Here is a 22,219-nt window from a genome sequence, read left to right as displayed (position 1 = left end):
GGCTGGTTTCGTGTTCTCGGCACCTCGCCGCGAGCGTCGTCTTCCTCGCCGCCGCACGCGAGATGCGACGCGATGCCCCGCATACGATCGAAGATCACAGTTGGGAGGCCGTCATGAACGACAAGCTCGAACTCGACATTCCGGTGCTGCTGCCCGACCTGCCCGATGCCGCCGACGCCTGCCTGGAGCGCCTCGTCTCCACCCTGGCGACGCGCGACGGCGTCGAGAAGGCCCACGTCATCGCTGTCGACGGTGACGCCCCTGCGGCACTGTGCATCCATTTCGACGCCGCCAAGCTGCCGCTGCCGCGGCTGCGCGAGATGGTACGTGCGGCAGGCGCCGAAATCACCGAACGCTACGGCCATTCCGTTTGGGAGGTTACGGGGATCACGCACGAACGTCGGGCACGCACGATCGGCGACACGCTCTGCGCGATGCCCGGCGTTGTCCAGGCGAGCGCGACCACCAGCGGAACGATCCGCGTCGAATACGATCGGCAGCGGACCGGCGAGGACGAGATCCGTGCGACGCTTCGCAAGCTCAAGGTGGGTCTCGGCGAACGGATCGCAGCCGACGATCATGCCGGACACGATCATGGGAAGGGCGCCCGGACGAAGGAGGAGCAGCATGGCCCAGGCGACGGCCACGACCATTCGCACGCCGAGTTCCTAGGGCCCAACACCGAGTTGATCTTCGCTCTCGCCTGCGGTGCGCTGCTGGGGATAGGGTACGGCGTCGAGAAGCTGATGCCTGACGCGGCGCAATGGCTGCCGACCGCCTGCTTCGTCGCGGCCTATCTCTTCGGCGGCTTCTTCACGCTGCGCGAGGCGATCGACAACCTGCGACTCCGCAGGTTCGAGATCGACACTCTGATGCTGGTCGCCGCAGCCGGTGCCGCAGCCCTTGGCGCCTGGGCGGAAGGCGCGCTGCTGCTCTTCCTCTTCAGTCTCGGTCACGCGCTCGAGCATTATGCGATGGGTCGCGCCAAGAAGGCCATCGAGGCGCTGGCCAAGCTCGCGCCGGAGATCGCGACCGTTCGGCGGGACGGCCAGAAAAGCGAGATACCCGTCGAACAGCTGGTGATCGGCGATGTCGCGATCGTTAGGCCGAACGAACGCCTGCCTGCAGACGGCTTCATCATCAAGGGCTCCAGCGCGATCGACCAGGCTCCCGTCACCGGCGAGAGCATCCCGGTCGACAAGATCCCCGTCGCCGATGCCGCGATCGCTCGTGCCAAGCCGGACGCGGTGGGTCCGGAAAGCCGGGTGTTCGCCGGTACGATCAACGGCGGGAGCGCGATCGAGATCGAGGTGACGCGTCGCTCAAACGAGAGCGCACTCGCCAAGGTCGTGAAGATGGTCAGCGAGGCGGAAACGCAGAAATCGCCGACGCAGCGGTTCACCGATCGCTTCGAGCGGGTGTTCGTGCCTGCCGTCCTCGTGCTCGCCCTTCTACTCCTGTTCGCCTGGGTCGTCGTCGACGAGCCCTTCCGCGACAGCTTCTACCGGGCGATGGCTGTGCTGGTGGCGGCAAGCCCCTGCGCGCTGGCGATCGCGACGCCGAGTGCAGTGCTTTCCGGCGTCGCGCGAGCGGCGCGAGGCGGTGTCCTGGTCAAGGGCGGCGCGCCGCTGGAAAATCTCGGATCTTTAAAGGCGATCGCCTTCGACAAGACTGGCACGCTGACCGAAGGACGGCCACGCATCACCGATGTCGTGGTGGTCGATGCTGCCGACGAGAACGAGCTGCTGGCACTCGCCGTCGCGGTCGAGGCGCTCAGCGACCACCCGCTTGCGCAGGCGATCGTCAAGGACGGCCGTGAACGACTCGGCGCACGCGGACTACCCGAAGCCGGAGACCTCAAGAGCCTCACCGGCCGCGGCGTCACCGCAACCGTCGGAGACGAGACGGTATGGATCGGGAAGGCCGAGATGTTCGGCAAGGAAGGCATTCCGGTATTGGGTCAAGGGGCAACGAGTGCCGTCGCCGCGCTGCGCGAGAGCGGCCGGACCACGATGGTCGTGCGCAAGGGCGACCGGGATCTCGGCGCCATCGGTCTCATGGACACGCCGCGCGAGGCCGCGAGGACCGCGTTGCGCCGTCTGCACGACATGGGTGTGTCACGGATGATCATGATCTCCGGCGACCATCAGAAGGTCGCCGAGGCGATCGCCCGGGACGTCGGGATCGATGAAGCCTGGGGCGATCTGATGCCCGAGGACAAGGTGGCCGCAATCAAGAAGCTGGCAGGCGAGGACAAGGTCGCGATGGTCGGCGATGGAGTCAACGATGCACCTGCCATGGCGAGTGCGACCGTCGGGATCGCGATGGGCGCGGCCGGGTCGGACGTGGCTCTGGAAACCGCGGACGTGGCGCTGATGGCCGACGATCTGGCCCATTTGCCGTTCGCGGTGGGTCTCAGCCGTCACACCCGTGGGATCATTCGCCAGAACGTCTTCGTCAGCCTCGGCGTCGTCGGCTTCCTCGTACCGGCGACCATCCTGGGGCTCGGGATCGGACCCGCGGTAGCGGTGCACGAGGGATCGACCTTGCTGGTCGTCGTCAACGCCTTGAGGCTGCTAGCCTACCGCGATCCGACCGGTAGGGCAGGATGACGGTGGAAGCCGTGAGAACGCCCACGTCTGAAAAGGCAGTTGCGTGCAGCAGCCTGGGGATGTTGCTCGAGCATCGTCTTCGGCTGCGCCCGCGACGCTCGGGGATCTGAAATCACAATGTTCGACATCATACTGGATGTACTTTCCTCCTTCAAAGGTTTCGGCGTTTTTCTGCTGATGCTTTTGGAGAACGTCTTTCCGCCGATCCCGTCGGAGGTGATCCTGCCGCTCTGCGGCTATGTCGCCACGCGAGGTGAAATCGGCGTGCCAGCCGTCATCGTCGCCGGCACGCTCGGATCGGGTGTCGGTGCGCTCCTGTGGTACTATGCCGGTCGCTGGGTCGGCGTCGATCGCCTGAAGCGCTTCGCCGCCTCGCACGGCCGCTGGCTGACACTGACCCCAAGCGAGATCGATCGGGTCGACCGCTGGTTCGATCGGCGCGGGCGCTGGGCGGTGCTGTTCGGACGCATGATCCCGGGCATCCGCACGCTGATATCCGTGCCGGCCGGCGTCAGCGGAATGCCGCTCGTACCGTTTCTCGTTGCGACGTTCGCAGGATCCGCAATCTGGACGAGCGTCCTGGTGGTGGCCGGCTTCCGATTGGGCACCCGGTATCGGCAGGTGGCCGACCTCATCGAGCCCACCAGCAACGCCGTGATCGTTGCCGCCTTCATCTGGTACGCCTGGAGGGTCGCAACGTTCGATCCATCGAGGGGGGGCACTGATGGCCCTCAGTAATCTTCGCGCGCGTCGATCCATTCGGGTCCAGGCCTGCTCGGATCGCACCCGGATCCGTTCTTCGGCGGGCGCCTTGCGTGGCCGTGCGATCGCCCTGCCTGTCCTGCGGACCATCACAGGGCAGAAGCGTTGCCTGACCACCCGATGAAGACGCTTCAGCTTTTCGCCGCTCTTCTTCCGGCCGGCCTGTGGCTCCTGGCCGCCAACCTGCTTGTACGCACGACGCGCCTTGGCAGAACCTACAGTCTGATCTCCACCCCGCATGTGCTCGTGCTGATCCGATGGATCGGAATGTTCCATCGCATCGGATTCGCGACATGGAGGCGCCGCGGAGGGAAGTGGCACTGGTCCTCACAACCAGGGCCGATCGCATGATCGTGAGGATCCGAAGGTCGGCATACCGACCGGCATCGACCGCATCGAGGGAGCGACGATACGCTGCGAAGACGCCGAAGCGCCGCGGCGGTCGGAGCACGATCCGACTTCGGACGATTGGTGATGGAAGGCTGTCCCGACCGACCGGGCGAAGCCGATCGCGCGGACATTCGCGTTTGGGAGTACTGCCATGCTGGCACTGAGCTACACCATCATCCCGACCATCGCGGTCATTCTGGGCGCAATTGCCGCGGTCGTGCGACGTCCCGGTGCCGCCTTTACCAGCGCCATGCAGCATCTCGCGGCCGGCGTCGTGTTCGCCGCGGCGGCGACAGAGATCCTTCCGCAGGTCAAGCACGAGGCGAGCCCGACCGCGACGTTGATCGGCGGGGCCGCCGGTGTGGCGGTCATGCTCGCGCTCAAGGGCTTCGAGGAACGCTTCGAAGGTCCCGCCGCGCTGCTGGGCGCGATCGGGATCGACCTGCTCATCGATGGCCTCGTGTTGGGACTGGCATTCGTCGCCGGCGCCAAGGCGGGCATCCTGCTGACGGTCGCGCTGACGCTCGAGGTGCTGTTCCTCGGCGTGACGCTCACGACGGAACTCGGTGAGACCATGCGCTCCAGGCTGCGGGTCGTCCTGACGGTCGCAGGCCTCGCCCTTCTGCTTCCGATCGGATCGCTGGCCGCGCTGCCGGTGGCCACACTGTCACCCGTGGTGATCGCCGGCTTTCTGAGCTTCGGCCTCATGGCGCTCCTCTATCTGGTTACCGAGGAGCTGCTGGTCGAGGCGCACGAGAAGCCGGACAGCCCACTCATCAGCGCCTTCTTCTTCATCGGCTTCCTCGCGCTGCTCGCGCTCGAGGAGATCGCCGGATGAACCGCCTCGATCCCAATCGGCGCCCTGCGCCCACCCATCCGAAAGGAGAGACGACATGCCCACGATGAAGAAAATGCTGGCGGTCGCGGCCGTCGCCGCGACCGCGTCGGTGAGCGCGCAACCGGTCGCACAGACCATGCCGCACGGACGGCACCTGCGACCGGCCGCACCGACAGGTTCTCCCGCGACGCGGGCGTATCGCGCAGCCAACGCCAAGATGCACGGCGTCATGGACATCCGGTTCACCGGGGATGCCGATGTCGACTTCATGCGTGCGATGATCCCGCACCACGAGGGCGCGATCGCGATGGCGGAGGTCGAGCTGAGATACGGCCGCGATCCCGAAGTGCGGAAGCTCGCACGGGAGGTGGTCATGGCGCAGCGGGCTGAGATCTCGCGGATGCGCATCTGGCTCGCGAAGCGGGAGGCCGGCAAGTGAGCGCCGGTCACGACCACGGCGCCGGAGCGCACGATGCTGGCGCAGGGCACGATCACAGCCATGGCGCGGGCGGTCACAACCATGCGGCCGGCGCCAACGCCAAGATGCTGAGCTGGGCGCTCGCGCTGACCTTCACCTACTTCATCGCGGAGGTGATCGGCGGCTTCGTCTTCAACAGCCTGGCGCTCCTCTCGGACGCCGCTCACATGATGACCGACGTGATGGCGCTGGTGATCGCGCTGCTGGCTATCAAGCTGGGCCAGAAGCCGGCCGACGACAAGCGGACGTTCGGGTATCGTCGTTTCGAAATCCTCGCTGCGGCCTTCAATGCCGTGCTGCTGTTCGGCGTAGCGATCTACGTCTTCGTCGAGGCGATCAAGCGCTTCAGCACCCCACAGGAGGTTCAATCCTGGGGCATGCTGATCGTCGCGACGATCGGCCTCGTCGTGAACATCGTGTCGATGCGGTTGCTGATGGCGGGTAAGGAAGGCAGCTTCAACGTCAAGGGCGCCTATCTGGAGGTCTGGGCCGACATGATTGGCTCCGTCGGCGTCATCGCCGGCGCTCTCACCATCCGCTTCACGGGTTGGACCTGGGTCGACCCAATCGTAGCGGTCGGCATCGGCCTGTGGGTCCTGCCGCGTACGTGGATCCTGCTGCGCGACACCAGCAACGTCCTACTAGAAGGCGTTCCGGGCGGCCTCAAGCTCAGCGAGGTTCGCACCGCCATCGCCGGCGTGCGCGGCGTCGCCGACCTTCATGACCTGCATGTCTGGTCGATGAGCAACGACGAGGTGAACTGTACGGTCCACCTCGTACTCGATCGCGGTGCCGACGTCGATGGGACGCGCTCGGCCGTTCAAGCGCTTCTGCGAGACCGATACGAGATCGGACACAGCACGATCCAGACTGAGGTCTCGGGACGCGATTGCGCCGAACAGGGCATCCATCCTTGAGCCTCTCGGGCGAACCTCAAGGGCAGGCCATGAACGACATCCCATCGTCATCGCAGCGCCGTGACGGCGTTATGCTGGCTCCCGGATGTCAGCTCGGACTGCTGATCGCCGACCGCCGAGGGGGCGAGCTCTACTATCGCCCCCGATGCCGAGGCGTCTGGTTTGACCCGAGCAGACTCGACAAGGTCATCGCGCGAAATCCGCCTACGCTGGCATTGATGGTCCGCGGGACAGCCCGCATCCCAGCAGCGCCCGCTTCCCTGCCCGGGGGCCTGAAACCAGACCGAAGAGCACGCCCGGCATTCGCGGCGCTGGCCGCCATGAGCGAAGTCGACGAGGGGGCGTGATCGACGGCCTCTTCAACCACTGAAAAGCAAGGCGACGAAGAGCCGTCGCTTGCAAGCAGCATTCAAGCCGACGTGATCAATGGCGCCGCCAATCCAGGCGGTGTCCTGGGCATGATCAGAGCGATGTCTGCGCAGGCGTCACGCATGGATGCTCACCATCGATAAAGCCGAGCAACGGCTGCATACCGGAGTAAATTCGTGAAACTCATCAACATCGCCATCGTCGGCATCGGCAACTGCGCGAGCTCGCTCGTCCAGGGGCTGGAGCATTATCGCGGAGGCACCAACGACGCGGCCGGCCTGATGCACTGGGAAGTCGGCGGCTATGAACCCTCCGACATCAAGGTCGTCGCCGCCTGGGACGTGGATACGCGCAAGGTCGGCAAGGACGTCGCCGAGGCGATCTTCGCCAAGCCCAATTGCACCGCGGTGTTCGCCGCCACCATCCCGTCGACCGGCACGGTGGTGAAGATGGGCGCGGTGCTGGACGGCGTCGCCGACCATATGAGCCAATATAAGGACGATCGCACCTTCGTGGTCGCCAACGACACGCAGCCGACCAAGGAAGAGGTCGTCGCCGAACTGAAGCGTTCGGGCACCGACGTGCTGATGAACTACCTGCCGGTCGGCAGCCAGGAGGCGACCGAATTCTACGCCGAATGCGCGCTGGAAGCCGGCGTCGCCTTCGTCAACAACATTCCGGTCTTCATCGCCTCCAACCCCGAATGGGCGAAGCGCTTCGAGGATGCCGGCGTCGCGATCATCGGCGACGACATCAAGGCACAGCTGGGTGCGACGATCGTCCACCGCGTGCTCACCGACCTGTTCGCCAAGCGCGGCGTCAAGCTCGACCGGACGTATCAGCTCAACACCGGCGGCAACACCGACTTCCTCAACATGTCGAACCACCGCCGCCTCGAATCCAAGAAGATCTCGAAGACCGAGGCGGTCCAGTCGGTCGCGGCCGAGCGGCTCGACGACGACAACGTCCATATCGGGCCGTCGGACTACGTGCCGTGGCAGAACGACAACAAGGTATGCTTCCTGCGCATGGAAGGCCAGCTGTTCGGCGGCGTGCCGATGAACCTGGAACTGCGCCTGTCGGTCGAGGATTCGCCCAACAGCGCCGGTGTCGCGATCGACATGATCCGTTGCGCCGCGATCGCCAAGGACCGCGGCATCGCCGGCGTGATCGACCCCGCATCCGCCTATTTCTGCAAGCATCCGCGCACCCAGATGACTGACGACCTCGCCCAGATCGCGGTCGAGAACTTCATCGCAGGCGCATGAGGCCATCGATGCTTCGTACATCACGCCTACACTTGATCGGCATGGTGCTCCTCGCGGGCGCCGTGCCGGGTCGGGCACAGTCGCAGGCCGCCCCGAAAGCCGGCGCGTCCGCGTCGTCCACAAAGCCCCCGACCGACATCTATGGCCGCGACACGCCGCGAGGCACCGTCTCGGGTCTTCTTTCCGCAATGGCCGAGCGCGATTACAGCCGGGCCGGCCGCTACTTCGAAGCCAAGGCGGACGTTCGCCGTCTGACGGAGGAGCTTCAGTCCGTATTGGATCAGAGCGGTGCGATCGATCCGTTCGTTTCGCTGTCCAACGACCCGCAGGGAAATCTGGAGGACGGTCTCGGGTCCAACATCGAACGGGTAGGAAGCCTCTCGAGAACGGGTGACGTACCCATACTCCTTACCCGTGGCGGAACGGCAACGGCCGGCAACGTCTGGCGTGTGGCGCTGAAGACCAGCATCGCCGCACGGCGGCTGCACGAGCATAGGAACACCGGCAAAGGCGGGCAACCGATCGAAATCGGGGGCGCGGCGGTCGGGGACTGGTCGACCCTGCTCGGCCTCGCGTCGCTCGTCTTCCTTGGCTTCTACGTGGTCAGCGCCGGGATCCTCTTCGTGATGAGGCGCACGATCCACGATCACGAAAGGAGCAGGACCTATCGTGTGGCTCAGGCGGCGATGCCGCCGGTAAGCCTGTTCGGGGCGACCCTGCTGTTCCAGCTATGGGCGGGATCGCTGCCGGTCTCCATCATCGCACGTCAAATCCTGCTGCGGTACCTGGGTGTTTTCGCCTGGATCGCGCTGGCGTGGTTCTTCGCCCGCATGATCGATGCGGTGGCACAGCTCAGCATCAATCGGCTCAAGGGACTGGAACGACGGCAAGCGGTGTCCGTGATCAGTCTCGTCCGTCGCGCTGCGAAGCTCGTCCTGCTGTTCATCGCGGTCGTGGCCGTCCTCGACACGTTCGGGATCGACGTCACGACGGGGGTCGCCGCATTGGGCATCGGCGGCATCGCCTTGGCTCTCGGGGCGCAGAAGACGGTCGAGAACCTGGTCGGAAGCGTGACGTTGATCGCAGACAAACCCGTGCAGGTCGGCGACTTCTGCAAGGTCGGTGACGTGGTAGGCACGGTGGAGGACGTCGGCATACGTTCCACTCGCATCCGCACCTTGGAGCGGACCGTGGTGACCATTCCAAACGGAGATTTCTCGGCGCGACAGATTGAAAACTTCGCTCGACGGGACTCCTTCCTATTCAATCCGATCATCAGGTTGGAGCACGGGATCAGGTCCGACAAGCTGCCCGCGACCCTCCACATGATGACGGAAATCCTGGAGGCGAACGAACATATCATCAAGCCGGGCGCGCGGGCGCGCCTGAAGGACATCAATCTGAGCTCCGTAGACATAGAAATCTTCTCCTACATCAGGGCGCAGGACTTCGACGAGAGCTTGATCATCCGACAGGATTTGCTCTTGAAGATCCATGCCAGCTTGGAGAAGGCTAAGGTTCCGATAGCCTACGCCACGCAGACCGTTCACCTGAAGCATGTGGATACCGACTCGGACGACGTGCCTGCGGAAGTCTCGCCGATTATAACCTGAACCTGGGACTTGCGCAGGGTGCGGGAGCGTGTTCGTCGAAGAAAGGTGCATCTAATGCGATGATGCAGGTCTTACCTGCGCTGCATCATCAGAAGCCACAGGTCCTCTCATACATGCGATGGCGTTCGATCCGGCTCATGCCAGTGGAACTATTCTTTAGCGGATTTGCATATTTCCCCTGCCGATCCGCAATTGAGGTTTGGACATGGCGGATCCTCATCAATAGCTCGTCAATCGACGGAGGCGCTGCGCGCTTCGGTTTCCCACGCGCAGCGCCTTGGCTCACGGCAACCTGACGGTCGCCAGTCCCGAGTTGCCCGTTCGGCCGTTCACGGCGTTGACGTAGATCTTCGCCTTCCCGGCTCGCGGTAGGGCGATGCGCCCACTGAACGTCCCAGGCGCCGCGGTGAACGCAAGCGGCGCGCTCGCCAGTTCGTGGCGCCCGCTCCAGATGCTCGCAGTGACGGCGTAATCGGCGGATGGCCAAGGTCCATCGGGAGTTATCGGGCAGCCGCACATCAGCTCGACCTTGGCCGTGATCAAAACCGATCGGCCCTGCGTCGATATGGTGGGCGTGATCGCGAGCCCCGGAAGCTCGACAAGCCAGCCATTGCCTGCCGTCACCGGCACGCCTGGGACGATCCAGCGCTGCGATCTCACGCTGATCCTGGATCGAGGACGACCTATGGGGCCCTCCACCTCAAGGTCAACGAGCGTCGGCTCGCCGAGATCGAGAGTGACCTTGTAGGATGCGGCATCGGCAAGCGCGATCGAAGGGCTGCGTCGAGACGCCTCCATGATCCGCTCCGTGTCGCCCGTCCCGCCCCTTGTGACGCCGCGTGCGAGCACCCTGCCCGATTTCACCTCGCGCAGCGTGATGGATGCTCCTCCCGTGTGATCGCCGACGAACTTCCCGTCCTGGCTGATTACCCGCACGACGATCTGCGTCGGCTCGGCCGCCGCGGGCGCGACCATCAAGAGCCATGCGATGCATGCCACCGTCGACTTCAGCATGATCAGGCCCTCTCCGTCCGAAGCGTCTGCCTCGCCGAGACCTCGAAGATGATCCCGAGCTGAAAGGACATGATCACGATGGCGCACGACGAGAGGATCGTCGAGTCGAACCAGATCGGATCATGAAGCTTGAACGTCCCTTTGAACATCGCGAGCCAGCCGCCATTGAAGTTCTGCATCATGCCGACGCCCAACCCGAGCGTGGCAACAGCGACTGCGGCATACCGGAGGAAGAACCGATTGCCGTACGGGAGAAGCAGAATCAGTATCCCCAGGATACCGATCGCCGAACGTTGGACTCGACAGAACGGACAGGCGTAGGTCGCCTGTGTGAGATCCAACGTCCAAGTGGCGACGCTGATCAGGATCGATACAAGCCCTGCCAGGAGCAGGAAGCGTTTGGTGCTGATGGCTGCGAGCGTTGTCTCGCTGTGACGTTGGCTGAGCATGAAGGTATGTTCCTCGCTTAGGTCGAGTCTGGTCGCGCGCCATCCGCGGACCGGAGGCGTCATGCGACCTTTCGAATCTTCCATCGGTCATGGAATTATGGTTGGAGGCGGCGGACGCAGAGGATGCCGCCTGACCGATGCCTAGCGGGTCGAGGGTGGTCCCCGTAGTGGAGGACGAAGACGTGGAGGAGCCGGCACAGTGCTTCGTACGGCGTGGAAGATCGACGTCTTGATGATGAAAGCGAGGGCGGCAGTCAGTAGGACCGGATCGACCGCCGAGCAGATCGAGGTGTCCGTGGCGGAGACCGAGCACGGTGACGCAGGGCGGATGGATTCGGAGCCGTCGCGCGTGTCCGTCGACGCACCCGGAACCTGAACGAGGGTCACCAGCGGACCAGAGCTCGTGCAAACCGCCATGACCACGTGGTTGCCCGCCCTCTGCGGCATGAAGCCGCTCGGGACGACGAGTCTTGCTGCGATCGCGAGCACCGCGAACCATATCGCCAGATGGCGCGAACATGGTTGTTGGAGCATACCCATGATGACGGGGTACATGACGTTCAACGCCGTGTCATGCAGGTTGTGGGCTTTCGACCGGAGAGTTGGTGCTTGATGCCGCGAGCGTGTTCACACCGACGACCAGCGGCGCGACACGTACGTCTCGCCCCATCCATCCGGGGAGCGGCCAAACTTTCAAATGTCCGGGATCCACAGGTAGTCCGATGGTGTGCCCTTCGCGAGGAACACGGGCCCGCCGGCACCGTGGCCGTTCGGTGCGGTAGCCCCAGCGCCCGCCTTGAAACGCATCGACGCCGCTACCGCGTGGATCGCGGCGCGAGGTTCGGCTTCCGCGACCAACGGTGTGCCACGTGACACACCGCGGGCTACTGGCGAGAAAGAAATCGATCCCGTCTTACGGGTCGACGATGATCGGGCGCTTCGGATCTATGGATCGGTGCGTATGGTCTTTTATAGCTAGCTCATCGCATGCAAAACGCACCAAAATTGAGAGTGGTACCTTTGAACCTGTAGCACACGGAAAGTGTACTGAGACCCGGTAGTGCTATACGGGTATACCCAAAACGCACCTCCTAAAAAGCGCATCTGGCAGGATCGTAGCGGTGTGACACGTAAGGACAAGCATGACATTGGAGTGGAAGATAGGCGCAAGAGCGACATTGTTGTCGTAGGCGGACGTTTTAGCTATATTGCATCGAAGTGGTGCATCGGGGCTGACGTGCTAACATGACCTTGCAAATTAATATTACCCCTAACGGGCGCATGAGTCTGCCAGCGGACGTCCGGAAGCGCCTCGGTCTGAGTGGCGGTGGTGCGGTCTACCTCGACGAAACCGAAGATGGTGTGGTCTTGCGAACAGCAAGTCAGGCAGTGGCACGTGCCCAAGCCCTGGCCAAGCAGTACACCGGCGGTAACCCTGACGCTTCTGTTGACGCTTTTCTCGCCCGACGTCGGGAAGAGAGCGGCGAATGAGCGTGGTGCTTGACGCGTCTGCGATCATCGCGATGCTCAAGGGCGAGCGCGGCGCGGCAAAAGTTGCGGCGGAAATCGGTGGCGCGCGAGTGAGCAGCGTCAACTATGCCGAGGTCGTCAGCCACTTCGTCCATGCCGGCATGCCCGAGCGCGAAGTCGATGCGATGCTTGATCCATTGCCGCTGACGGTCGTGCCGGCCGACAAGGCGCTCGCGCAGATCGCTGGGCGGTTGCGGGCGGCCACAGCCGAGGCGGGGCTCAGTCTCGGTGACCGTTTCTGCCTGGCACTCGCACGGCGCGACGGTCTGCCCGCATGGACCAGCGACCAGAATTGGAAGAAGGTCGCCGACGCCGTCGAGGTCAAGGTTGTCGCGATCCGCTGACTTCGTACGGTCAAGGGTTAGGGGAGCGGGTAGGGGGCTCGGCTCGACTGCCATGGCCCACACCGCCAGAAGGTTTCGATGCTACGCCTGATCCACACAGCAGACTGGCAACTCGGCAAGCCATACGGCCGCTTCGACAGCGATGTGCGCGCTGCCCTCAGCGAAGCCCGATTCGATGCGATTGACGCGATCGGCAAGGCGGCAGCGGAGCATGAGGTCAGGCACGTACTGGTCGCCGGCGATGTGTTCGATACCGAAGGACCAGAAGACCGTGTGATCGTGCAGGCGGTATCGCGAATGCAGCGCTATGCCTGTACCTGGTGGCTGCTGCCCGGCAACCACGACTTCGCCCGCAATAGCGGCTTGTGGGACCGTGTCCGCGCCAAGGGCGCCGCCAATGTCCGCGTCCTCGCCGAGCCGGTGCCATGCGAGTTGGAGCCCGGGCAGTGGCTGCTGCCGGCACCGCTAACCCACCGGCACAATCTCGACGATCCAACCGCGCTGTTCGACACGATGGAGACGCCAGGCGCGCGCTCGCGCATCGGTCTCGCTCACGGCTCGATCCGCGACTTCTCGTCGCGCGGCGAGGCGCAGAACCAGATCGCACCTGATCGCGCGCAGCGCTCCAACCTCGACTATCTTGCGCTCGGCGACTGGCACGGGAGCCTCAGGGTCGATGCGCGCACCTGGTACTCAGGAACGCCAGAAACCGACCGCTTCCAGCGGGATGAGCCGGGCTACGCTCTGCTCGTGACGCTTGAGGCAGGGGCGGAGCCGTCGGTATCGCCAATCCGTACTGGCAGGTTCCAGTGGCTGATGCGCTCGTGGACGGTGGCCGACGCGGAGGGCTTTGCCGCCGAGTGCGACCGGCTGCTTGCGCAGGTCGAACCATCGGCAACCCTCCTGCAGCTCTCGCTCTCGGGTATCGTCAGTTTGTCCGATCGTATCGCGATCCTTGCGCGTCTCGACAATGACCTGCGCCATCGCCTGCGCCATCTGGTGGTTACCGCCGACGATCTCGTCGGTCGGCCGAGCGAACAGGATTTGGCAGACCTGCGGGTCGAGGGAATGATAGGTACGGCCGCGGGCAAGCTGATGAGCATGATAGAGGCCGGTGGCAGCGACGGCGCCATTGCCAGGCGCGCGCTTGAGCGCCTGTTTGTGGAACATCAGCGTGGGCAGGACGCGGCATGAGCCTTCGAATCCGGCGCGTTGCGCTTTCAAACTTCCGCAAATACCGCGACCCCTTCGTGCTCGACGGGCTGACCAACGGGCTCAACGTCATCATCGAGCCCAACGAAACTGGTAAGTCGACGCTGCTGGAAGCGATGCGCGCCGCCTTCTTCATCCGGCACAACACCGCCAACCGGCTTGCGCGTAGCTATGCGCCTTACGGTGAGGCCGTCGCTCCGCAGATCGAGATCGGCTTCGAGGCGAAAGGTGAGGCGTGGGAAGTCAGCAAGCGCTTCCTGAAAAGTGCTTCGGTTGAGGTTCGGGGACCGAACGGGCGTGCGCAGGGCGAGGATGCCGAGGCGCAGCTGCAAGCACTGCTCGGTGCGCGTCGCGACACCAGCCAGGGCGGCGACGCGGCCGCCCACGGCGCACTCGGCCTGCTGTGGGTCGGGCAGGCACAGGCGCTTGAAGTGACGGCGCCGGGTGAGATCGTGCGCGACAGCGTTCGCGCTACGCTGGAAGCTGAGGTCGGCACGATCATGGGCGGTGCCGCCTACCAGCGTGTTCGTCCCCGCATCGACAGCCAGTTCGCGGAATACTGGACCAACAGCGGTCGGCCGACCGGTCGCCAGACCGCGGCACGCGACGAGCATGAGGCAGCACAACGCGCCGCGAGCGAGGCGGCCACTCGGCTTGCCGCCTTGGAACAAGGCTTCTCCGATCTCGAGGCTGCGCGAGCGCGGCTAAAGGTGCTAGACCGCGATCTTGCCGATACCACCGATGCTGAGCAGCGTCGGACGCTGGTAGGCCAGCTCGATGTGGCGCGCTCTGCCGCTCAGCTGCTCGACACACGCCGCGCAGAGCACGGCCGCCTTGTCGAACGCGTCAGGGCCCTTGAGGATCTCGCATCGCGCCTCGCAACCGCCCGCAAAGCTGTCAGCGACACGGCTACGGCGCTCAGCAAGGCACGGGATAGTCGATCCGGCTTGGTCGGGGAGCTGGCGGCCGCACAGGAAAGAGCGAGGATAGCCCGTGAGCTGCTAACCCGTGCTCGTGACACTCGGCGGACCGCTCACGCGGCACTTGATGCTGCTCGGATTCGGGCTGCGGAGCGCGAGCGCCGGGGGGCAATCGGCGAGGCACGACGGCGTTATACCGAGTTGGTTGGGCTGGAGGCCGAATACGAAGCGACGCGACAGCTCGCGACTGCGACGATCCCTGCCACCGTCATCAAGGCCCTCGAAGAACGTGAACGTGCCGTGGACAAGGCGCGGGCGGCTATGGATGCCGGTGCGACGCGGATAGAGTTCGCCGGTGATGTCAGCGGTCTGACGATCGACGGAGCTGCGGCGGAGCGTGGAGACCGCATGCTGTCTCGCGAGACGCGCATCAGACTGGGCGATGCCGAACTGATCATCCGTCCGCCGGTCGGGCTGCAAGGCGCCGAGACGGCACTCGCCAATGCGACCGATGATCTGAACTCAGCCTTGGCTGAGCACGGGGTGGAGAGTGTCGCTGCGGCTCGTGATCGTAACGAGGCGGCACGAGACGCGGTCGCCAACCTTCGCACGCTTGAAGCGCGGATCGCCGGGATCACGCCTGCCGTGACGCTGCTCGACGTCGAGGCGGGTGCTTCGGCCCTGAAACTTTTCATCGCCGGATTGCGGGAAGGCGCGGAAGGGGAGGGGAGTGGCGAAGAACCAGACGTCGAGGCGCTGACGATCGCGTCACGTGAGGCGGATATAGCGCTGGCAAAGGCTGAAGGTGTCGATGCGGTGGCATCCGAGCAGTTGCGCGAGGTGGAGGCGCGCAATGCTCCATTGATGGTTCAGGAAGCTGGCGCCGAGCGGGATGCGCTGAATGTCGCGGCCCAGCTTGCCACCCTGGAAGCCAAGTCCGAGGTGGCCTCGCTTGACGACGCTTTGCGCGATGCGCGCCAGCAGGAGGCGGCAGCGCTCGTCAACCTGCAGGATGCCGAACGCGCGGCGACTGCGCATGACGTTGTGACGATCGAACGGCAGATCGGACTGCTGGACAAGCGGGTCGAGGTGGCCCGGGCCCAGCGTACCGACCTGGAAAAGGTGATTGCCGGGCTCGAGGCGCGGATCGAGGCGGAAGGCGGCAAGGGGCTGGCCGACCGCGCCGCAGTTGCGCGTGAGGAGGCTGATGCCGCAGCTGCCAATCTGGCACGTGTGACGCAGGAAGCCGAAACGCTGAAGTTGCTTCGCGACACTTTGGAGAGCGCACGCGCCGAGACGTCACGGACGTTCGTCGGGCCTGTGGCGCGGCGTGCGCGCCGGCACATCGAACGGCTGCTGCCGGGCGCGGACCCCGGCTTTGGCGACGACCTTGGCCTGGCGTCGATTGCGCGGGGCGGATTAGCCGAGGGTTGCGGCGATCTCTCCAGGGGCACGCAGGAACAGCTGGCAGTCCTCACGCGGCTTGCCTTTGCCGACATGCTCCTCGAGCAGGGCATGCCGGTCTCGCTGATCCTGGACGACCCGCTGGTCTATTCGGACGATACCCGCCTCGATCTTATGACCGAGATTCTGACGGAGGCAGCAACGCGAATGCAGGTCATCCTGCTTACCTGTCGTGATCGCGCCTTTCGCCATCTTGGTAACCGGATTAGCCTGGCGGGAGGTCGGTAACGGAACCTAGAAATTCTGGTGGTTAGCGGACCGGCCGCTTTTGGGTAAAGCAAGGCGCATAGCTGACGTTGGCTACCGCGGCCCCCGTTCCGATTGGGATCCCATGCGAGACGGGATCCCGAAACCTTGGGGTGTCATCTCGCCCTCAACCGGACCGGCCACCAGCGGCGCATTTTTCAACAGCCCCGGTCGATTTTCTGGCGGTCTGGCTTTCCGTTTCGCCACGCTCGACAAGCAGTTCGGGAAACGGCACCCGCCTTGCCGTATGTCGTGCAACTCGCGCATTGGTAGTGCTGGCCGCCCTTCCCAATCGGGATAGGACAAACTGAAAGTCAGGCGATCGTATCCACCACACCGCCGTCAACGCGTAGCGCCGCACCGGTGGTCGCGGACGCTTGTGGAGAGGCGATGTACACGCACAGGTTGGCGACTTCCTCGACCGTGGCAGCGCGCTGGATGATCGAGGACGATCGGTGTGCCTTGACGAAATCGGCGCCGGCCTCTTCCAACGATTTGCCCGAGGCGACCGCATCCGCCAGCATCTCGGATACGCCCTCCGAGAGCGTCGGACCGGGAAGGATAGCATTCACCGTTACACCCGTACCCGCCATGCGCTTGGCGAGGCCACGCGACAGGGCGAGGTCGGCGGTCTTGGTCACGCCGTAGTGGATCATGTCCGCCGGGATGTTCAGGCCCGACTCCGAGGACAGGAACAGCACGCGACCCCAGCCCTTGTCGCGCATCCGCGGCAGATAGGCCCGGGACAGGCGTACGCCCGACAGCACATTGACCTTGAAGAAGCGTTCCCATTCCGCGTCAGGCGTCTCGAAAAAGTCCTGCGGGCCGAAGATGCCGGCATTGTTGACCAGGATGTCGACCGCCGGAAGCGCGGATACGATGGCATCGCATCCGGCTTCCGTTCCAACGTCTCCGGCTACACCGCGCACATCGGCATCCCCGACCTCACGCTTCAGCCTGGCCACCGCCTCCTGGGTGCGGCTCTCGTCGCGCCCGTTCAGGACGACGATCGCCCCGGCTGCCGCCAGCCCCTTCGCGATTGCGAAGCCGATACCGGCGGTCGAACCGGTCACGAGCGCTGTTTTGCCGGAAAGGTCGATGTTCATGCGCTATCTCCAGGGATGGCTTTTTAACCGTCGGAGGATTGCGTAACGTCAGCCCTGCGCGGCGAGTTGCGCCCGCACGGCGTCGGCCAGCGGCGTCGTCGGACGTCCGATCAGCTTCGAGAGCTGATGGCCGTCATCGAACAGCGCGCCGTTCGAGGCATCGACGTCCCACGCCGCGAGCCCTTCGGCGAAGCCCTCGGGCAGGCCGACCTGCTTCAGGATCGCAGCGTAGTCGGCCTGCGGCAGGTCGCGGTACGGGATGTCGCGACCCGTCTGGCGCGAGATCTCGGCGGCAAGGTCGGCAAGCGTCACCGCGTCGTCACCAGCCAGCTCATAGGTCTTGCCCTCATGGCCCTCGCTGGTCAGCACGACGGCTGCGGCCTCGGCATAATCGGCACGGGTCGCGAGCGACAGGCGTCCCTCGCCAGCGCTGCCGACGAACGCGCCATTCTCCAGAGCCGCCGGGATCGAGCCCGTGTAGTTCTCGGTGTACCAGCCATTACGCAGGAGGGTCGTCGGGATGCCGGAGGATGCCAGCATCGCTTCGGTCGCACGGTGCTCCTCGCCTAGGCTGATCGGCGAGCGGTCGGTGTGGAGCAGGCTGGTGTAGACGATACGCTTGATGCCCGCCTGCTTGGCGGCCTCAATGACGTTGCGGTGCTGCGGCTCGCGCTGCCCGACTTCGCTCGACGAGATCAGGAGCAGCGTGTCGACCCCGGCCAGTGCCGGAGCAAGCGTCTCGGGCTGCGCGTAATCGAACGCGCGTGCCTCGACGCCCAGATCGCTGGCCTTCTCGGGCGAGCGCACCAGCGCCACGATCGGCTCGCCGGTCGACTTGCGCTTCAGGCTTTCGATGACGAGGCGGCCAAGCTGGCCGGTCGCGCCGGTGACGGCGATGGTCATGACAATTCTCCTTCGATGACGCGTTGAGAGTTGAGATCAGTTGAAACGGAAGCCGGAGATGGCGGTCGACAGCACTTCCTCGGCATAGACCCGGGCGCCTTCGCCTTCGGCCGCGCCGGCCGCGACCATCAGGGGCAGCAGATGCTCCTCCTTGGCCGGGGGATGGGCGAACCGCGCCGAGGGCGCATCGGCCCATTGCGTAAGACGCTCGGCCCGCTGTGGGCCGTCCAGCTCCATGCTTTCGGCCAGCCACTGGTCGAACGCCTGCGAGCCGGGCGTCGAGCGCGGATCGCCATAGGCGCGCATGTTATGGAAGCTCATGCCCGAACCTAGGATCAGCACACCTTCCTCACGCAGCGGCGCAAGGGCGCGGCCCGCAGCGACATGGAGGGCCGGGTCCAGCCCGCGCTCGACGGACATCTCGATCAGCGGAATGTCCGCATCCGGAAAGGCGACCTTGAGGGGCACGAACACGCCGTGATCCAGGCCCCGCTTCGGGTCGACAGACGAGGGGATGCCCGCATCCTTGAGCAGAGCCGCGGCACGGGCGGCGAGCGCTGGTGCGCCCGGCACGTCGTAGCGCAGCTGATAGGTATGGGGCGGGAAGTTGTAATAGTCGTAGATCAGCTCGGGCCGTTCGGCGCCGGTGAAGGCGAAGCCGTCCGTCTCCCAGTGTCCCGAGACGACGAGGATGGCCTTGGGCTTCTCGGCAAGCGAGTTCGGCAGGCTGCGCAGGAACGCTTCCATACCGCTCCACACGCCGCGCGGATCGTCCATGAAGAAGCAGGGGCCGCCGCCATGCGGGATGAAGTAGGTAGGCTGGACGCTCATGGTCATACACTCCGGTGCAGGCGCCACGGAAGCCGCCTGGATCATTGTTCGATCTGTTGACCGGAATATGTGCCCGATATCGCGCAATGATAATCGTTCGCGTAGAAGGATCAGCTTCAACCACGGGTAGGAAATCATGGCTGATCGATTGACGGGTATGGACGTGTTCGTCCGGGCGATCAGGCTCGGTGGCATCTCTGCTGCCGCACGCGATCTGCACATGTCGCCGGCGATGGCGGCCAAGCACCTAGACGCCCTCGAAGCGCGGCTCGGCACCACGCTGATCCAGCGCTCGACGCGTCGGCTGTCGCTGACCGAGGCAGGCACCGACTATTTCGAAAAGGCCGAACGTATCCTGATGGAGATCGGAGAAGCCGAGGCGGAGGCATCGTCGCGGTCGATCACCGCGCAGGGACTGCTGCGCGTCAGTGCGCCCGCCACCTTCGGCGTTCTGCACCTTGCCTCACTCATCCCTGCTTTCTCCGCACGTCATCCCGAAGTGACGATCGAACTGGGCTTCAACGATCGTTACGTCGACCTGCTGGAAGAACGTTGGGATGTCGCCGTACGGATCGGGCGCCTCGCCAACAGTGCGCTTGTTGCCCGCAAGCTCGTGGCGATGCGCGTCGTGTTGTGTGCCGCACCCTCTTATTTGGCGAGGCGGGGAACGCCAACCCGCCTGGCCGATCTCGGCGATCACGATTGCCTGGGCCACACCAACGCGTCGCTTGCAGGAACGACATCGTGGGCGTTCGGCAAAGACGGGACGATCAAGGTGCCGATCTCAGGATCGATGTGTTCCGACAATGGCGAGGCCTTGGTTCGCGCTGCCATCGCGGGCCAAGGGCTGGTCTATGGGCCACGCTTTATTGCGGCAGAGGCGCTTCGCGCCGGCCAATTGAGCGAGCTTGAGCTGGACGAGCCGCCTATGATGCTGGGAGCGGCATATGCCATCACACACCCGACGCGGCGCCCCGCCGCCAAGACGCGGGCGTGGATTGACTTCTTAGCCGAAGCACTCCCCGCTCTTGGCACCGATTGGTGAGAGGCCGAGCTAGCAGACGTCCCGAGTTTTCACCCGAGGACCGCGTCTGCTATCTCAAAACATCACGGTCTTTTATGATTGTAGATATCAGTGACCCAGCGAAAGCGACGCCCACAACCGCACATGGCTGGCATCGATAACGCCGAGGCTTGGTCCTTTTCAGTTGGTGCGGCGGGGGCCGCGGGCACGGCGGACGTTGCGGGTGAGCGTGAACCGCATCACTGCCAACCCTCGATGACGATCTTGCCGCGTGCGGTAGTGCTCTCAAGCGCCTGGTGCGCACGCTTGAGGTTCGCGGCGTTGATGGGGGAGAACCGTTCGGTGAGGGTGGTGCGCACGTCGCCGGCGTCCACGAGGCTGGCGATGGTCGACAGGATCTGACCCTGCGTTTCCATATCAGCGGTCTCGAACATGGACCGGGTGAACATGAACTCCCAGTGGGTCGACACCGACTTGCGTTTGAATGGTACGACATCGAGCGTCTTGGGGTCGTCGATGAGCGCAAAACGTCCCTGCGGGGCGATCATCTCGGCGATCTGCTCGATATGCTCGTCGGTGTGCGTGGTCGAGAAGACGAAAGCCGGCGCGCCAATGCCCAAATTCGCCACTTGCCGAGCCAGCGGCTGGCGATGATCGATGACATGGTGCGCACCGAGCTCGGCCACCCAGGCCTGCGTTTCAGGGCGCGAGGCTGTCGCAATGACGATCAGCTCGGGTACCTGGCGAGCAAGCTGGATTGCCATCGAGCCTACCCCGCCGGCACCCCCGACAATCAACAGCGCATGTGCTGCACCGGCTACAGGAGTACGCACGGACAATCGCTCGAAGAGGGCCTCCCACGCAGTGATCGCCGTCAGCGGCAACGCCGCTGCCTCTGCCCAATCGAGGCTAGCCGGCTTCTTCCCGACAATGCGCTCGTCGACCAAGTGCAACTCGGCGTTGGTCCCATCGCGGCCGATGCTACCCGCGTAGAACACCTCGTCGCCCGGTTCGAAGCCGCGCACTTCAGGGCCAACCGCGCGAACGACACCGGCGGCATCCCAACCCAGGACGCGCCAATCACCGTGGATCGAACCCGAGCCAGCGCGCACCTTCGTGTCAACCGGGTTTACCGAGACAGCCTTGACCTCGACGAGGAGATCACGGCCGGTAGCGTTGGGATCGGGAAGTTCGATATCGACGAGAGCTTCTGTGCGATCGATCGTTCCGGGCTGCTGGTAGCCGATTGCGCGCATGATAAATCCTATCGTCAGAGGCTATATAGCGAATTTTGTTACCTACGGGATACGCACAAGCGACGTCGCGGTTCGACATCGTCCTCAGGCTGGCGACGGCGTGGCTGCCGCTGCCGTCTTCCCCGTGAGGTCAGTGATGACCGCGCCGATCAGCGCCCGTAGCCAGCGGTGTGCGGGATCATGCCGATAGCGGACGTGCCAAGCCATTTCCACGGGAAAGCTGCCAAGGTCGACCGGAGCCGGCAGGATCTTCAGCCGGGGGTCGTGCATCAGCCGCCTGCAGATGAGCGAGGGCAAGGTGGCGCAATAGTCGGTCACCGCCACCATCTCGGCTACCGCGAAGAAGTTTGTCACGGAGATTGCGACGTCGCGCTTCAGCTGCTGTTGCGCCAGCGCCTGGAACAGCCCGGCGCGCATCCGTCCGGGCGGCACGATGTTGACGTGCTTCATCGCCTCGAACTGCTCGCGCGTCATGGCATCGCCGACGCCCGGATGGTCGGCGCGGACGGCGCAGGCGAGCCCTTCGTCCATCAGGTGCTGGACGACGAGGTTGTCGGGCGGATCGACGATGCGGCCCAGCACGAGCGCCGTCGTGCCCGACACGACGCCTGTTTCCACAAGATCGTTGCCGTAGGGCGTCAGGCGGAGCTTGATGCCGGGCGCGACCTTCTCC

At 64.6% G+C, this 22,219-nt stretch carries 20 protein-coding genes; 13 read left to right on the top strand and 7 right to left on the bottom strand.

The genetic code is table 11. The features are described from left to right. The first annotated feature begins 113 nt into the window (after window positions 1-113). From GGR45_RS13420 to GGR45_RS13385, 8 genes are all read left to right on the top strand, one after another. Window positions 114-2,612 carry a heavy metal translocating P-type ATPase gene (locus tag GGR45_RS13420; RefSeq protein WP_061780452.1) on the top strand — a complete coding sequence of 833 codons (2,499 nt, stop codon included), beginning with the start codon at window positions 114-116 and terminating at the stop codon, window positions 2,610-2,612. A 117-nt stretch (window positions 2,613-2,729) separates the two neighbouring features. Further along, complete coding sequence (locus tag GGR45_RS13415; protein ID WP_043061455.1) at window positions 2,730-3,350, top strand: DedA family protein; 621 nt, start codon at window positions 2,730-2,732, stop codon at window positions 3,348-3,350. 565 nt (window positions 3,351-3,915) lie between these two features. Beyond that, complete coding sequence (locus GGR45_RS13410) at window positions 3,916-4,602, top strand: ZIP family metal transporter (protein WP_043061453.1); 687 nt, start codon at window positions 3,916-3,918, stop codon at window positions 4,600-4,602. Window positions 4,603-4,657: 55 nt separating this feature from the next. Then, a complete protein-coding gene (copM, locus tag GGR45_RS13405; RefSeq protein ID WP_052814285.1) occupies window positions 4,658-5,041 on the top strand; it encodes a CopM family metallochaperone in 384 nt (127 codons plus the stop codon). Then, the gene (locus GGR45_RS13400; RefSeq protein ID WP_043061452.1) at window positions 5,038-5,997 is read left to right on the top strand and encodes a cation diffusion facilitator family transporter; all 960 of its coding nucleotides are present in this window, start codon (window positions 5,038-5,040) and stop codon (window positions 5,995-5,997) included. Before copM ends, GGR45_RS13400 begins: the two co-directional genes overlap by 4 nt. Before the next feature lie 29 nt (window positions 5,998-6,026). Further along, complete coding sequence (locus GGR45_RS20025) at window positions 6,027-6,344, top strand: TFIIB-type zinc ribbon-containing protein (protein WP_082049398.1); 318 nt, start codon at window positions 6,027-6,029, stop codon at window positions 6,342-6,344. A gap of 198 nt (window positions 6,345-6,542) precedes the next feature. Beyond that, window positions 6,543-7,634: an inositol-3-phosphate synthase gene (locus GGR45_RS13390; RefSeq protein WP_043061451.1), complete on the top strand. Its 1,092-nt coding sequence runs from the start codon at window positions 6,543-6,545 to the stop codon at window positions 7,632-7,634. A gap of 41 nt (window positions 7,635-7,675) precedes the next feature. After that, window positions 7,676-9,247: a mechanosensitive ion channel family protein gene (locus GGR45_RS13385; protein WP_052814284.1), complete on the top strand. Its 1,572-nt coding sequence runs from the start codon at window positions 7,676-7,678 to the stop codon at window positions 9,245-9,247. Window positions 9,248-9,529: 282 nt separating this feature from the next. Here the strand turns inward: GGR45_RS13385 and GGR45_RS13380 are convergent, their stop codons facing one another. Both GGR45_RS13380 and GGR45_RS13375 read right to left on the bottom strand, forming a co-directional pair. Next, window positions 9,530-10,261, bottom strand: a complete 732-nt coding sequence (locus GGR45_RS13380; protein ID WP_043061449.1) for a hypothetical protein — start codon at window positions 10,259-10,261, stop codon at window positions 9,530-9,532. Between the two features lie 2 nt (window positions 10,262-10,263). After that, on the bottom strand, window positions 10,264-10,710 hold the full coding sequence (locus GGR45_RS13375) for a disulfide bond formation protein B (RefSeq protein ID WP_156477765.1): 447 nt from the start codon (window positions 10,708-10,710) through the stop codon (window positions 10,264-10,266). A gap of 1,245 nt (window positions 10,711-11,955) precedes the next feature. Between GGR45_RS13375 and GGR45_RS13370 the strand changes: the two genes are divergently transcribed. From GGR45_RS13370 to GGR45_RS13355, 4 genes are all read left to right on the top strand, one after another. After that, window positions 11,956-12,201, top strand: a complete 246-nt coding sequence (locus GGR45_RS13370; RefSeq protein ID WP_022676113.1) for an AbrB/MazE/SpoVT family DNA-binding domain-containing protein — start codon at window positions 11,956-11,958, stop codon at window positions 12,199-12,201. Further along, window positions 12,198-12,584: a type II toxin-antitoxin system VapC family toxin gene (locus tag GGR45_RS13365; RefSeq protein ID WP_043061448.1), complete on the top strand. Its 387-nt coding sequence runs from the start codon at window positions 12,198-12,200 to the stop codon at window positions 12,582-12,584. The genes GGR45_RS13370 and GGR45_RS13365 overlap by 4 nt, the downstream gene beginning before the upstream one ends. A gap of 78 nt (window positions 12,585-12,662) precedes the next feature. Next, window positions 12,663-13,778 carry a metallophosphoesterase family protein gene (locus tag GGR45_RS13360; protein ID WP_043061447.1) on the top strand — a complete coding sequence of 372 codons (1,116 nt, stop codon included), beginning with the start codon at window positions 12,663-12,665 and terminating at the stop codon, window positions 13,776-13,778. Next, a complete protein-coding gene (locus GGR45_RS13355) occupies window positions 13,775-16,408 on the top strand; it encodes an AAA family ATPase (RefSeq protein ID WP_061780453.1) in 2,634 nt (877 codons plus the stop codon). The genes GGR45_RS13360 and GGR45_RS13355 overlap by 4 nt, the downstream gene beginning before the upstream one ends. 332 nt (window positions 16,409-16,740) lie before the next feature. Here GGR45_RS13355 and GGR45_RS13350 read toward each other — a convergent pair whose 3' ends face one another. Genes GGR45_RS13350 through GGR45_RS13340 form a run of 3 tightly spaced genes read right to left on the bottom strand, consistent with a single transcriptional unit; the run spans window position 16,741 to window position 19,272 of the window. After that, on the bottom strand, window positions 16,741-17,532 hold the full coding sequence (locus GGR45_RS13350) for an SDR family NAD(P)-dependent oxidoreductase (RefSeq protein WP_061780454.1): 792 nt from the start codon (window positions 17,530-17,532) through the stop codon (window positions 16,741-16,743). Window positions 17,533-17,580: 48 nt separating this feature from the next. Next, on the bottom strand, window positions 17,581-18,435 hold the full coding sequence (locus GGR45_RS13345) for an SDR family oxidoreductase (RefSeq protein ID WP_043061431.1): 855 nt from the start codon (window positions 18,433-18,435) through the stop codon (window positions 17,581-17,583). 36 nt (window positions 18,436-18,471) lie between these two features. Next, the gene (locus tag GGR45_RS13340; protein ID WP_174521625.1) at window positions 18,472-19,272 is read right to left on the bottom strand and encodes a DODA-type extradiol aromatic ring-opening family dioxygenase; all 801 of its coding nucleotides are present in this window, start codon (window positions 19,270-19,272) and stop codon (window positions 18,472-18,474) included. A gap of 151 nt (window positions 19,273-19,423) precedes the next feature. On the opposite strand from GGR45_RS13340, the gene GGR45_RS13335 reads away from it, so the two are divergent. Beyond that, window positions 19,424-20,311 carry a LysR family transcriptional regulator gene (locus GGR45_RS13335; protein ID WP_243403486.1) on the top strand — a complete coding sequence of 296 codons (888 nt, stop codon included), beginning with the start codon at window positions 19,424-19,426 and terminating at the stop codon, window positions 20,309-20,311. A gap of 218 nt (window positions 20,312-20,529) precedes the next feature. Here the strand turns inward: GGR45_RS13335 and GGR45_RS13330 are convergent, their stop codons facing one another. Together GGR45_RS13330 and GGR45_RS13325 are read right to left on the bottom strand one after the other, a co-directional pair. Beyond that, window positions 20,530-21,546, bottom strand: coding sequence for a zinc-binding alcohol dehydrogenase family protein (locus GGR45_RS13330; protein ID WP_043061433.1), 1,017 nt, complete (start codon window positions 21,544-21,546; stop codon window positions 20,530-20,532). Window positions 21,547-21,630: 84 nt separating this feature from the next. Continuing rightward, window positions 21,631-22,219 (bottom strand): LysR substrate-binding domain-containing protein (locus GGR45_RS13325; protein ID WP_246358228.1); only part of this gene is annotated, 589 nt, incomplete at its 5' end.

Source organism: Sphingomonas zeae (assembly GCF_014197135.1).
Classification (GTDB): domain Bacteria; phylum Pseudomonadota; class Alphaproteobacteria; order Sphingomonadales; family Sphingomonadaceae; genus Sphingomonas; species Sphingomonas zeae.
This window is presented reverse-complemented; position numbering and strand designations above follow the sequence as displayed.